At 37.0% G+C, this 14,655-nt stretch carries 9 protein-coding genes; 1 reads left to right on the top strand and 8 read right to left on the bottom strand.

Features of this window, described 5'->3' with window-relative positions; translation table 11 throughout:
• Positions 1-1,936: 1,936 nt before the first annotated feature.
• Together IWX83_RS13550 and IWX83_RS13545 are read right to left on the bottom strand one after the other, a co-directional pair.
• A complete protein-coding gene (locus IWX83_RS13550; protein ID WP_196830381.1) occupies positions 1,937-3,058 on the bottom strand; it encodes a glycosyltransferase in 1,122 nt (373 codons plus the stop codon).
• Between the two features lie 168 nt (positions 3,059-3,226).
• Entirely contained in the window at positions 3,227-3,439 is a 213-nt protein-coding gene (locus tag IWX83_RS13545; RefSeq protein ID WP_196830379.1) for a hypothetical protein, read from the bottom strand.
• A gap of 914 nt (positions 3,440-4,353) precedes the next feature.
• On the opposite strand from IWX83_RS13545, the gene IWX83_RS13540 reads away from it, so the two are divergent.
• A complete protein-coding gene (locus IWX83_RS13540; RefSeq protein ID WP_196830377.1) occupies positions 4,354-5,103 on the top strand; it encodes a hypothetical protein in 750 nt (249 codons plus the stop codon).
• A 198-nt stretch (positions 5,104-5,301) separates the two neighbouring features.
• Here IWX83_RS13540 and IWX83_RS13535 read toward each other — a convergent pair whose 3' ends face one another.
• The 6 genes from IWX83_RS13535 to IWX83_RS13510 form a co-directional block, all read right to left on the bottom strand.
• A complete protein-coding gene (locus IWX83_RS13535) occupies positions 5,302-6,399 on the bottom strand; it encodes a glycosyltransferase family 4 protein (protein ID WP_196830375.1) in 1,098 nt (365 codons plus the stop codon).
• A gap of 415 nt (positions 6,400-6,814) precedes the next feature.
• Positions 6,815-7,813 (bottom strand): glycosyltransferase family 2 protein, encoded by a 999-nt coding sequence (locus IWX83_RS13530; protein ID WP_196830373.1) that lies wholly within the window; start codon positions 7,811-7,813, stop codon positions 6,815-6,817.
• 3 nt (positions 7,814-7,816) lie between these two features.
• Positions 7,817-9,361: a glycosyltransferase family 2 protein gene (locus IWX83_RS13525; protein WP_196830371.1), complete on the bottom strand. Its 1,545-nt coding sequence runs from the start codon at positions 9,359-9,361 to the stop codon at positions 7,817-7,819.
• A gap of 62 nt (positions 9,362-9,423) precedes the next feature.
• Positions 9,424-10,653, bottom strand: a complete 1,230-nt coding sequence (locus IWX83_RS13520) for a glycosyltransferase family 4 protein (RefSeq protein ID WP_196830369.1) — start codon at positions 10,651-10,653, stop codon at positions 9,424-9,426.
• Between the two features lie 172 nt (positions 10,654-10,825).
• On the bottom strand, positions 10,826-11,695 hold the full coding sequence (locus IWX83_RS13515) for a hypothetical protein (RefSeq protein ID WP_196830368.1): 870 nt from the start codon (positions 11,693-11,695) through the stop codon (positions 10,826-10,828).
• A gap of 1,518 nt (positions 11,696-13,213) precedes the next feature.
• Positions 13,214-14,647 (bottom strand): MBOAT family protein, encoded by a 1,434-nt coding sequence (locus IWX83_RS13510; protein ID WP_196830366.1) that lies wholly within the window; start codon positions 14,645-14,647, stop codon positions 13,214-13,216.
• Between the last annotated feature and the right edge of the window lie 8 nt (positions 14,648-14,655).

Here is a 14,655-nt window from a genome sequence, read left to right as displayed (position 1 = left end):
CGCCTATTATACACGTCTGTTCGAGTGGTTTTTAAAGCTGAACTAAGCTTTCTTTTTAAAGTAAATGGCCTGCTTTAAAAATTGTATCGAGAACTTTTGTGACTAAACAAACTTCTCGATACATTTTTTGCTTGACGGGTTTAAGGTTATTGTGGAAAACCCATTACAAGCCAAAAACACTCGAAGAGACGTGTTTGGTGATGATTACGCACGTCTGTTTGAGAACCTTTATAACTAAACTAACTTCTCGATACATTTTTGGCTTGGTGAGTTTTCGTTTGAAATGCAAAATCCATTGCAAGCCAAAAACACTCGAAGAGACGCAGAGGAAAGTAGTAAGTAGTTGATGATGAGATAGCTTTATTAAATCAAATCGCACTCTGGCACGTCTGTTCGAGTGGTTTTTAAAGCTAAGCTAGACTTTATTTTTAAACTAAATGAATTGCTTTAAAAATTGTATCGAGAACCTTTGTAACTAAACGAACTTCTCGATACATTTTTGGCTTGAAGGGCCTACGTTTAATTTGCAAAATCCAGTACAAGCCAAAAACACTCGAAGAGACGTACTTGGTGACGAGGACGCACGTCTGTTCGAGTGGTTTTTAAAGCTAAACTAAGCTTTCTTTTTAAATTAAATGCCCTGCTTTAAAAATTGTATCGAGAACCTTTGTAACTAAACGAACTTCTCGATACATTTTTGGCTTGACGGGTTTAAGGTTATTGTGGAAAACCCATTACAAGCCAAAAACACTCGAAGAGACGTACTTGGTGACGAGGACGCACGTCTGTTCGAGTGGTTTTTAAAGCTAAACTAGACTTGCTTTTTAAATAAAATGCCCTGCTTTAAAAATTGTATCGAGAACTTTTGTGACTAAACAAACTTCTCGATACATTTTTTGCTTGACGGGTTTAAGGTTATTGTGGAAAACCCATTACAAGCCAAAAACACTCGAAGAGACGTGTTTGGTGATGATTACGCACGTCTGTTTGAGAACCTTTATAACTAAACTAACTTCTCGATACATTTTTGGCTTGGTGAGTTTTCGTTTGAAATGCAAAATCCATTGCAAGCCAAAAACACTCGAAGAGACGCAGAGGAAAGTAGTAAGTAGTTGATGATGAGATAGCTTTATTAAATCAAATCGCACTCTGGCACGTCTGTTCGAGTGGTTTTTAAAGCGGAACTAGACTTGCTTTTTAAATTAAATGCCCTGCTTTAAAAATTGTATCGAGAACCTTTGTAACTAAACGAACTTCTCGATACATTTTTGGCTTGAAGGGCCTACGTTTAATTTGCAAAATCCAGTACAAGCCAAAAACACTCGAAGAGACGTACTTGGTGACGAGGACGCACGTCTGTTCGAGTGGTTTTTAAAGCTGAACTAAACTTTCTTTTTAAAGTAAATGGCCTGCTTTAAAAATTGTATCGAGAACTGATATCGAAAAGCACTTCTCGATACATTTTTTGCTTGACGGGTTTAAGGTTATTGTGGAAAACCCATTACAAGCCAAAAACACTCGAAGAGACGTGTTTGGTGATGATTACGCACGTCTGTTTGAGAACCTTTATAACTAAACGAACTTCTCGATACATTTTTGGCTTGGTGAGTTTTCGTTTGAAATGCAAAATCCATTGCAAGCCAAAAACACTCGAAGAGACGCAGAGGAAAGTAGTAAGTAGGTGATGATGAGATAGCTTTATTAAATCAAATCGCACTCTGGCACGTCTGTTCGAGTGGTTTTTAAAGCTGAACTAAACTTTCTTTTTAAAGTAAATGGCCTGCTTTAAAAATTGTATCGAGAACTGATATCGAAAAGCACTTCTCAATGCATTTTTGGCTTGACGAGTTTGTATTTTACATGGAAAATTCATTACAAGCCAAAAACACTCGAAGAGACGTATTTGGTGATGACTATTTAAACGGGTTGGAAAACTTTAGGAATCCAATAGCAGTTTTTTAATTTCTGATTCAAAAACATCCATGGTGTAGCCTCTAGACCATGCTGCCCCTTTCATTTGCTTGCTATCAAATAGGGCTTGATCATTTAAGACACTTTCGATTACTGCACTATCCTTTTCCAGATTCATGTTCAATACGAGTCCCCGGTTTCCAAAATCCAGCATGAAAGGAACACACGATACTTTTGTTGCGATGGGAACGCAACCCCAAAACATGCCCTCGGCAATCACTTTCGGCCAGCCCTCGCTCTGGGAAGGCAAAATAACAAAATGACTGTCTTGATACGCTTTTTGAATGGTGTCTTTGGTTTGATTTCCTTTCAGTACTACACAATTTTCCAACTTGTTTACTGAACAGTAGTACTCTAATTGCTGCCGTTCTTTTCCTTCCCCAAAGAGCGTCAATCGAACGTGATGTCCTTTTTCAACCAATCGTTCTATTAGTTGAATGGCATACAACGGATTCTTTCCAGCCACTAAAGCTCCCACGAAAACAAAATGAATGGGGTCTTTTAAGTTTCTGGTGATAATAGGTACTTTATCCGCTTCCGTGTAGGTAGCGGTAAAAAAAGGTTTTATATTTTTAGTGCTTCCCTCCCATTCTCCATAAACCAAAACCTGCATGTTCCGTGTTAAAAAAGTATTAGACAAAATCCATTGCTGCAGTTTGTAGGTCCACGGCTGTTTCGATTTCGGATCCCAATTCCCGGCATACTTAGCAGTCTTCGATTTGGACGGAAAAGCGATTTGGATTACACATCCCAACAAACCTATATTTCCTGGGCACCGCAAATGAATGTGATCTGCAGAACGCATGGCTTTGTAGATTTGCCAACTAATAGTTGGAATTTTTAGGAGGGTTTTTAACAGTCCACTTGCACTCAATACGTCAAAAGAATCAACGGGTAAAAATTTAATTTTTGGACTATGGTACGCAGTATCAACTGCCGTTCTCTCCGACTTTACTAGGGGTGCAACAACAATCAATTCTGTAACGTGCTTTGCCCAGATATTCATTTCGCGAACATAAGGCGCATAAGCAAAATAGTGCGCTCCCGCTGCAGTATGGGGAACATGGGTAATGATTGCAAATGTCATTTTTAAATTTTAGTTTAAAGGATCAATTCAGCCTTCTTATAGTCCCTTTTGTATCATTCTAAAAAGAACTGTTCGTACTCCTAAAACAAATATAGTACTAAATGATCCCATCGTCAACAACATCTGAAGCTGATGTTGCTATTAATTCCCCTTTTTGCGCTAGCAATTTCAAGAAGCGTGCTTTATTTCAAATTTGGACAAAACCTCCGTCACTTCTTTGAGGTCAAAACCATAGTACTCACAATATTCTTTTATGGTCACTTTTTGACATGGTTTTTTGTCCAACTCTTTTTTAAGATTTTGAATTTCCTTACGAGCATAACTCTCACTTTTCCCAGTAAGGATCACAATGTCGCTTGGATAAATAACAATTCTATACATAAATTGTGCTGGTTAGACGCTGTTGCATTGTTTATAAATACAAATTTAGCAAACACTAGCGTACCACTAGAAGTAACTTATTAACAACCACAAGATTGTACGGTTCAATTGGTACCGAAACATCCCGATTGTACGAGGTGAAATGTCAAAAAGCACGTTAAACCACTACAATTGAACCTAAATCAACACAAAAAAAAGTAAAAAATTAATTACATTTGTTAATAAGTATTTAATTAAATCTTACAATATATACGTTTTATCTTATAAAAGAGGTGTTTCAAAATAATTATTTTTAATAGGTTGGTAGTTTACATAAGGTTGCGCAAGCACTCTTTTGTCCATCACAGGTGCTAATCAAATATTCACAGTACTATTTTTAAATATAAAGCTGCAAACTAACTAAAAAGAGCTGTTTCCGCATTTTACTGTTTGCACCGTAGCGCTTTGTTTCCTTGTATTAACTGTTTCGTATTATCTATTGTTAGCGGACTATTTTTCGATCCCTAGTAACAAGATAGCCAACGTGTGAAGAACGCCGACATTAGTAGTACAATTGGTTCCTTTCTTCCTATTATTTGGACTGCGAATTGTTGCGAGTATCTATGGGGTATCTATAGGATATCCTAGCAGCAACAAAGAAGTCCTACTAACACTCTTTGGTTTTTTCACTTTTGTATTTATAAAGATTTAGTATGATTTAGTACCAAACGAATAAAACGGTATTTATGCCCTATTTAGCTTCTTTTTGATACGTATGTGCGGTTGTGCTTATTACCGTATTATTTGCTACTTTCTTACTCTTTCTACAAAAACAACACAATAGTCCAAAAACGGTCCGAACGATACCAAGTCCTTGTACACCAAGCCAAAGCATTCTACATTTGACTATTATTAATCCCCAAAAACAAATAATCATGGGCAAATTAGCAGGAATTATCAAAATTGAAGGTACGTTAGATGGGCTAACGTTTTACAAAAGTCAAGACGGGTATATGGTGAGAACCAAAGGAGGCGTCAGTAAAAAAAGAATCATGACTGATCCAGCTTTTGCAAGAACGAGAGAAAATTTAAGCGAATTTGCGTTGAACGCCAAATCAGGAAAACTGATCCGAGATGCCACAGGCGTGATACTGAACAGAGCGAAAGACCCCAAACTATCCAGCCGCATGCTGCAACTGATGAATACCATCAAAAATTTTGATGCTGTGTCGGCCAGAGGCAAGCGAAATGTTGCAGCAGGCATTGCCAGCGAGGAGGGGAAACAACTCTTGAAAGGATTTGATTTTAATATCAAAGCTCCCTTAGCTTCGGTTTTACAAGCCAGCTTTACGGTAGCCACAGACACGGGAACTATTGCCATTACTGATTTTATTCCTCTGGAACAATTAAGCACGCCTAACAGCGCCACTCACGTTAGTTTCCGCAGTGCTTTTATCAATTTGGATTTTGCAACAGGCCTGTTTGATAAAAGCTACAGTCCCATTTCCAATGTTCTCCTGGATCAAAACTTAATTACGGTCACCTTGACCCCAGAGCAGGTTCCGGCGGGATCAGGAATACAATTGTATTTATTGCTGATTGAATTTTATCAAGACGTCAATGGAATCCAATATCCATTGCGAAGTGGCAACTACAATGCCTTGAATTTGGTTGAAATCTTTTAAAAGAGCAACCGCTTGCTGACTAGAAACCTCGTTGTATTACGAGGTTTTCTGTTTTGATTATTTTGGCTTAGCAAGCCAGATTATCGTCTGTTTTAAAAGAACTTTATGGAAGTGATTTAATTTAAAACATCTTTTACTTCACTGCTTCTATTCTTATTAAAAGCAATCAAGTTCTATTATGTGACACCTCATACTACTTTATAAAAGAATTTCGGCAAAATGTTTACAATAAATATCCATACTAAAAGTATTCAAAAAAGTAGTTCTTGCTGCAACGCTCATTTGTTCGTATGAATCAAAGTTATCTTCCACTTTTTCAAACAAGGAAACCATTGCATCAATAGTCGCGTCAAACTTAAAACATTCTACACCATCATTTAAATAGTGAGTCAACCCAGTGGTATTAGAAATTAATAAGGGAGTTTGATTCATCATTGCTTCAATTCCTACAACATTAAAAGCATCGATTTTTGATGGAATTATTGCAAAATGACTGTTGTTTAAATACGCATCAATTTGATCATAGTTGAGTCCTCCAAAATAATGAATTCCTCTATTGTTTTTAACCAGTTCTTTAATTTTAATTGCTTGACTTCCAGTTCCGGCAATATTTAAAATGATTTTTGAATGCTTAACTTTCTCCTTATATCTCAAATAAGCTTCCATTAAATCAAGCACTCCTTTAGATTGATCTAATCGGCCTAAATAAGAGATCAGAATCGAATCTTCTGTACTAATTTTTTTGTTTTTAAATCGGTCGATCATAGGGTTCAACAGAACAAATCCCTTATTTAGACCATAAAATGATTTTAAATCTGTTTTAGCCAATTCCGATGGGCAGATTATGACATCGCACAATAGTTTATAAAATATCTTTTTTCTAATAAAAAGTACTTTTTGTTTGATTGACGTTTTTTTCTGGTCCGCCATAAGTTGCGCGCTCAGCGTGTGATAATATTCATAAGTCTTAACTTTGCCTAAAGACAAAAATTTAGAGACAGAAACAGTAATGTTACTGCCGACAAAATGTCCAATTATGATGTCTGGTTTGTAGTGTAAGTGTGTTTTAGCATACCAAAAAAAATCACGCAAAGAGGTCGGCCTTTTTTTTGTTGGCCAAGAACAAATAGTGATTTTACCTTGCTTTTTTATTACGGACACTTTCTCTGCAAAATAGGGATCATGAGAGATAAAAACCACTTCATTTCCTAAGTTGGCAAGATGCTGTGCCAAATGATAACTCATAGCAGAAAACGAGATTTCACTGTAATTGTGGGCTATAAGTATTGTTTTCATTGTTGTTATTTGATTCTAACCAACCGTTTTTTGGCTACTAAATAAAGAGTGGAACCATTGTAGCTTTTCAAAAGAGATTTTAAAAAATCCAAATAGAATCGTTTTCTTTTCATTTCGACTTATGAAAATTTCTTAACAACCACCTTACAATTCTTAAACTGATTCATTTCAAAAATAAAGCTACTGTTTTCTTTAGTAAAAAAAATTAAGTGCAACACTATTTATCTTGATAATTCGCATGTTACAACGTCCTTAGTTCCGTTTTACATTTAGTAGTTTCACTGTGTTTTCAACAACCTTGCATTCTTTATATTGCATCATATCAATCCGATTAGGTTCTTATTTGTATCAAAATCTATTTCTAGTATCCCTGTTTACGCTCTAGATGATCGTTACAGAATAAAAGATTGCTACTTTATTTCACTTTTGGCTTAGTAACCCACAAACTCCACCAACCTACCGTTCTTCCCATGGCCTCCGAAAAGGCTTCCATTCGTTTACTGGTTGTAAAGGTATTGCTAAATCGAATCAATGTCAAAAGTATCGTAATCGCATGCCATTTTAATTGTGCCTCTAGCGATGGTTTTGGATTTTTCGTTCTCCAAACATACCAACCGTTTCGCACGACCATTTTACCATATTGGTATTGATTGGGTCGGCCCGACGCATCGTGATAATGATACAATTGTAAGTTGGTATTTATTATATTTTTACCAAACGCTAAGGCTCTGATACTAAAATCAGCATCTTCATATAAACCATAGCCTTCAAAATAAGTGGAAAATCGAATTGAATCAAAGACTTTTTTATGAAAAGCAAAAGACATTCCTATCAATAAATCGACCTCGTTTATTTTTCCGTTCAAAGGAAATCCACACGTTTTACCATGGGAATACTTTGGCATTCTCCCAGGGCCTAGATTGGATTGCAAGCCGAGATAATTGCGAAATACATTGCGTTGCCCTTCTTTATAAACATATCCTTCCAATTGAAAATAACGGTACTTGTCGTATTTTACATTTGGATTACTGACACTCCAACCATTCTCATTTAAAGCGATTCCGCCCACTCCAGTAACCGTAGGGTCATTCGTAAACGTTTTTACCAATTCTTCAAAATAATTAGGCGTTAATTCGGTATCATCGTCTAAAAAAGCAATAATTTCACTCGTTGTACTCACTTTAGTTATTCCATAATTCCTTTGTTTCGTTAGTCCACGATGCGATTCAGGAACCAGATAATAATGAAGATTATTAAACTTATTTTTATCTAAAAGCTGCTCAGTCGCAGTTGTAGTTGACCCATCAATAATTAAAATCTCCTCTGGATGTACTGTTTGCTCCGTCACAGACTTTAATAAATTCATTAAAGATTTGGGACGCATGTAAGTACAAATTATTAACGATACTTTCATACTTTATTGATGTCTGGTTCCTAAATTAATTAATTTTCTAGCATAAAAAACAGACTTCTTAAATTGTATGTTTTTATACGGAATTCGTAATAAACGATACAAAATTCCCAATTTAGAGCCGCTAAACAAGTAATACGTAAAATGCTTGTACTTGTATTCTATGAGCTGTTGTGGGGTATAATGTTTTAGAATCCCGTACATTACTGTCGGACTCGGAACCGGCCTTATTCCTCGTACCGGTGTATCCAGTTCCCATGGTTGCTTTTTTCTTTTCTTTCCGATTATTTTAGCCTGATTTCCCCAAAAACGATACCCTCCTGAAGGCGGTTTTAAGTGCAAATTAGCAGAAAACGGATTAAACAACACCGTAACTCCAATTTTAGAAAGTGACATACCAAAATCACTGTCCTCACCATATCCTCCATCAAAATTGACATCATTCCCAATTAACTGTAATACGTATTCTCTTTTCACACAAGAATTCGCATTGCTAAATGAAGGTGTGCAACCGACTATTTTTCTATAAAGATTTGAATTTTCTAATTTTCGTTTTAAATCATCCAAATCTTGAGTATGAACATCAGCGCGAATATCTAATCCATTGCAGGCTCCCACATCATACGTCTGCAACAATCGAATGTGATTTTCTATAAAATCCGTTGGTATCCGAATATCATCGTCCCCAAAAACGATATAATCGCCAGCGCATAAAGCTATAGCCTCATTTCTGGCCTTACAACTACCTTTTGATTGTTGCCAAATTACTTGCAGGTGAAATGGATATTTATTTTGCTGATACAGCGATTCGTCCCTGTGATCTTCGGGGGTTGCATCCACTACAACCACTTGTTGTAATTTATATTTTTGGGCAGCAAGATCTTCTAATAATTGCAATGTATATTCCTGTCGAAACATCGTAGGAATGATGTAACTAACAGAAGGATTGCCTTGTATTGCATTTAATTTACGAGGAGGAACTACGGAAGCCTCTTTTCGTTTTTTAAAATTGCTATTAATTTTAAAAAAAGTCATCCATTCTGAAATTTTCCAAGCCCCCAATCTATAAATCATAAAAAGAGCGTGACTGATTTTATAATTTTTTCTATAAAAAAGATGTCGATCCCTTTGAGAAATAAAAATAATTTCTTTTTCTGATTCAGAAAACAAATGTTGCACATACAGTGGAACAACGCCTAAGAAACGGATGCATCGAAAACCATAATCCAACCCCTGCATTTGAAGATTCTCATAGTCCAAATCAAACCCTTTTGTAATCTCCCATACCGATTTTCGAATGACAAACGCATTGGGATTAACCCTCCAACTAACACACTGGTCTAAGCCATCAAAATCATTTAGATACCAGAAAAAAACAGCCGTTTGATACACTAATTCTGGGAATGCATTTTTATATCCTTGTTCAAAAGAACTATGCCAAATATCTCCTGCCCCTTTTGATAATACATCTAATCTTTTGAAATTTGGAGATCCTGCGTACAAAAGTATTTCCCCTGTTTCTGTTGTATACTCTTTTAATTTAAATTTCATTTCTATATTAATTTCTAGTCTAAACAATTTCTTTTATACAGATTTTGTTCGTAATAATTTTATTAGCTTTTTATTAGCTTTTCGTAAAAAGCAATGCTCCGACTGGCTACCACCTCTATACTAAATTTTTCAATTACTGTTTTGCGTGCAAAGGAACCAAATTCCTTTCGTAAAGTAGCGTTTTCAAGCAATGCGACAATCTTATTGGCATATTCGAGATGATTCGCAGGATGTACTAAAAAACCATTCTTACCCTCATCAATAACCTCTGTTGCCCAACCAATGTTAGCCGCGACAATTGCTTTTTCCATCGCCATGGCCTCAATCCAAGAAACCGGTAAGGCTTCTGCAAATGTTGGAAAAACACAAACCGTTGCTTGCGCTATGTGTTCTTTTATCTCTTGATACGGAACACTCCCTAAATAAGTAACCTTAGCCAAGGCCTCCTTTGTAAACAATTCCTGCATCATTTTCCAAGTCGAAGGATTTCCCGAAATAATATCTGGAACATCTTTACCGACCAAAATTAAGGTAGCGGTCGGACTTTGCCGAACTACTTCATTAAAAATAAAAGGCAGCTCTAGCAACCCTTTCTTCCGGATTAGACTCCCAAAATACAGAAGCCCCCTAGCTCCCATCGGGGGAATACAAGAACTACTACCCGCAAAGTTATTCTTAAATTTTTCGGTATCGATTCCATTAGGGATAATTGTAAATTCTTTTTTTAAATCAAAAACCTCATTCGTCAAATCAGCAGTAAACTGACTCACGGACAGCAAGGCGTCTGCTTTTTGAAGGGCTCTTTTTTCGTGAAATTTATTTATCCACTTTACGGGGCGCTCGTCTAAATGACAGAAATAAGTATCAGAGCCATGTAGGCGAATGACAATGGGGCATTTTTTTGGCGTAATAAAAGAGGTAATTCCGGTCCAATCCGGTGCTTCTACCAAATCGATTTCTTTATTTTGGTACAGTGAATTAATAATGCGCTCCAATTTTTTTCGGGTCAAATACCAAGACAATCCTTTGAATTTTATATTTTTTATCTGCTGCACAACAATACCATTATCGTCGAAGCTATTTTCTTCTTTTTGTCCATAGACCAAAACACGAACCGAACACCCCTCTTGGATTAATCCCATTGCGAGGTTTTTGATACTCGTACCAATCCCGCCCGAATTACCGGTGATCGCATGAGGGTATTCAGGGGTTAGAAAGGCTATTTTCCTCACCCCCGGCCCCTTTCCAAAGGAGAGGGGATCCAAAGCGGAAACATTTTTATCTTTTATCATGCTGTTTTATTGTTGAGATGGAATGCTGTGTTTTCCTCACCCCCGGCCCCTCTCCTAAAGGAGAGGGGAGCCGAAACGGAAACATTTGTATCTTTCTCCATGGTATTGTATTTGTATAACTCTTTCAGAGTTCAAAACTCAGAAAGGGTGAAAAAACGGTAGCGATAAAAACTCAAAAAAAATCTTTTAAAATGCGTCTCGTGAACAACCTTGCTCCCGCGTCATTCAGGTGTCCACAGGAAGAGAAGTACTGGTCGCCTTCCACTGCATTTTCATAATTATGAATTTCAGGGTAGATCTTATTTGCTTTTTCAAAATAATCCAATCCCTTTGTATTGCTGCACATTGGCGTCATCACTGCAATCAAATTGATATTATTGGTAGCACAAATTTGTTTAATTTCTTCATAGTATTTATTATGGATGGGCTTTAAAGCTCTAATGTCATTTTTCATGTTTCCTTTTTTATTCCCCAATGCATAAAAACCTCCTTTTTTCAGTGTATTCGTTGGTTTACTCATAAAGCTATTATACATTTCTCGAAAACCTATTGAAGCATCAAATTTCACGTAGCGATAGAAGGGAATACAAAACAATTGCCAAAAATCATCTTCTTCTGAAAAATGATTTTTTATAATCGTAGACTGATGTAAATACGGTAAAAACTTGGATGCAACGGCATCGGATCGGTCTTCATTAGATAGATTTAAATCGGTTTCAATGATTATATTTTGGATTGAATAATTTCGCGCGACCATTAATTTCAATAACAAAGAAGCCTCAAATAAATGACCGCCACTCATTCCATAATTAAAAGATTTCAATCCTTTTTCTTCAAATAATTGCGTCACAAAATGATTATTAGCTCTGGAAGACCCTAAAATTACCACATCGTAATTTCTTGGCTTCGAGTTGTAAACATAATCAATTTTTCCTCGATTGGAGGCCTGTAGGTAAACAGTCGTATACATAAAATCCAATACCACTAATAGTAAAAATAGTAACACGAGGGTTTTGACCGTAAAAATTAAAAACTGCTTCATTGTTGTTTTATTCTATATTCTATTTATAGTTTCTTTCTAAATAATCGTTTTTTTTTCATTCCTCATCCCTATCTTTAAAGGTAGGGAAAAGAAACGTCCCATTAATTATTTCAGGTTCATTCTCAATTTTCGGCTCCCTTTAGGGTCGGGGTAAAACGGAAATTAAACTCCAAACGTTCTCAATTTTCGGCTCCCTTTAGGGTCGGGGTAAAACGAAAACCTCCGCTACTTCCTTTTTCCTTCCCCATACCTAAAAGGTGGGAAAAAGAAAGACTACACACTACCATTCAAGAGCACCTGTATTTACGTCTCCATTTAGAGCAGGGTTAAAACGAAAATCTCCGCTACTTCCTTTTTCCTTCCCCATCCCTCAAGGGTCGGAAAAAGAAAGACTACACACTACCATTCAAGAGCACCTATATTTACGTTCCCCTTTAGGGCAGGGTTAAAACGGAAATTAAACTCCAAACGTTCTCAATTTTCGGCTCCCTTTAGGGTCGGGATAAAACGGAAATTCGGATCCCCTACTTCCTTTTTCCTTCCCCATCCCTAAAGGGTGGGAAAAAGAAAGACTGCACACTACTATTCAAGAGCGCCTACATTAACGTCTCCCTTTAGGGTCGGGGTAAAACGGAAATTAAACTCCAAACGTTCTCAATTTCAGTCTCCCTTTAGGGTCGGGGTAAAACGGAAATTCGAATCCCCTACTTCCTTTTTCCTTCCCCATCCCTAAAGGGTGAGAAAAAGAAAGACTACACACTCCCATTCAAGAGCGCCTATATTTACGTCTCCCTTTCGGACAGGGTTAAAACGAAAATTAACCTCCAAACGTTCTCAATTTTCGGCTCCCTTTAGGGTCGGGGTTAAACGGAAATTCGAATCCCCTACTTTCTTTTTCCTTCCCCATCCCTAAAGGGTGGGAAAAAGAAAGACTACACACTCCCATTCAAGAGTACCAGTATTTACGTCTCCCCTTAGAGGAGGATTAAAACGAAAATTAAACTCCAAACGTTCTAGATTTTCGGCTCCCTTTAGGGTCGGGGCAAAACGAAAAGCTCCCCTACTTCCTCTTTCCTTCGCCATCCCTAAAGGGTGAGAAAAAGAAAGACTACACACTCCTATTCAAGAGTACCAGTATTTACGTCTCCCCTTAGAGCAGGATTAAAACGAAAATTAAACTCCAAACGTTCTCAATTTTCGACTCCCTTTAGGGTCGGGGTAAAACGGAAATTCGAATCCCCTACTTTCTTTTTCCTTCCCCATCCCTAAAGGGTGGGAAAAAGAAAGACTACACACTACTATTCAAAAGCACCTATATTTACGTCTCCCTTTAGGGTCGGGGTAAAACGGAAATTCGAATCCCCTACTTCCTTTTTCCTTCCCCATCCCTAAAGGGTGGGAAAAAGAAAGACTACACATTCCTATTTAAGAACACCTATATTTACGTCTCCCTTTAGGGTCGGGGCAAAACGGAAATTCGGATCCCTTTGACGCAAGAGGTGAAACGAAAATCTTTTCCTAAAACTGAAAATAAATAAATTCTTTGTAATCGGAATAGGTTCCTAATGCGATGATGGCTATTAAACACAGCCCTAATTTCAGCCAAGAATACTTCCCAGAAATGGGTTCTACATGCGTTCTACTATTCCATTCAACTACTATAAAAACAGCAACCATTAGGAGTAATTCATAATTGTACCTTTCATTTTCCAGATATTGGGAGAGAAATCGACCATCCGTATACATCCGCTTTATATATTCAAAAGCATCTTCAATCGTTTTTGCCCTAAAAAATATCCAAGCCAAGCACGTTAATGCAAAAGTGCTCAGCATACTGAAAAACACTCGTACTGAGGCAAAATCCCAGTATAATGATACCGTTTCCATATTAGACCGATTCCTTTTCAAAAGCAACAACGGTAAAAAATAGAGGGCATTTATAAATCCCCAAGCAATAAAAGTCCAATTGGCACCATGCCAGAAACCACTCACCAGAAAAATCACGAAAGTATTGCGAATTTTCCTCGCCATGCCTCCACTACTTCCCCCTAATGGAATGTATAAATAATCCTTGAACCAAGAAGACAGCGAAATATGCCACCGCCGCCAGAATTCTGCTATGTCTCTGGAGAAATACGGATAATTAAAATTGCGCAACAAATCGATCCCAAACAGTTTAGACATCCCCAGCGCCATATCCGAGTATCCAGAGAAATCCCCGTAAATCTGGAAAGCAAAATACACTGCACCCAGCAACAAGGATAGCGAATTCATTGCTTCATAATTATCAAAAATGGCATTGGCATACGTAGCACAGGTATCTGCAATGACCACTTTTTTAACTAGTCCCCAAACAAACTGATAAACGCCTTCCTTGGCTTTTTGAAAGTCAAAACTGCGCTTTACTTTTACCTGTGGCAATAAATGCGTGGCCCGTTCTATAGGACCCGCGACCAGTAATGGAAAATAACTCACAAACAACGAATAATCTATAAAGTTATATTCGGCTTTAATTCTTTTTAAATAGATATCGATTACGTAGGACAATCCATGAAACGTGTAGAAGGAAATCCCTACCGGAAGAATCACGTTTAACAGCAAAGGACTCGTTTGCAATCCAAACCCATTTAGTAGGTTGGAAAATGAATCCGCGAAAAAATTATAATATTTAAATAGGCCTAGGAAACCGAGATTGATGCTTATACTCAACCAAAACCAAAATTTACGAAGGCTTGTTTTCTTTGCTTTTTCAATTTGAATTCCGGTATAATAATCTAAAAAAGTGGAGAAAACCAGCAGAAACAAAAAGCGCCAATCCCAGCAGGAATAGAAGTAATAACTGGCAACAATTAGCAGTAAATTTTGGGTGCTTTTATTTTTATTAAAAACAAACCAGTAAAGGATAAATACGATAGGCAGAAACAGGGCAAAAGCAAAGGAATTGAAAAACATCTAATATT

This window comes from Flavobacterium sp. CG_9.1, assembly GCF_015751645.1.
Classification (GTDB): domain Bacteria; phylum Bacteroidota; class Bacteroidia; order Flavobacteriales; family Flavobacteriaceae; genus Flavobacterium; species Flavobacterium xanthum.
This window is presented reverse-complemented; position numbering and strand designations above follow the sequence as displayed.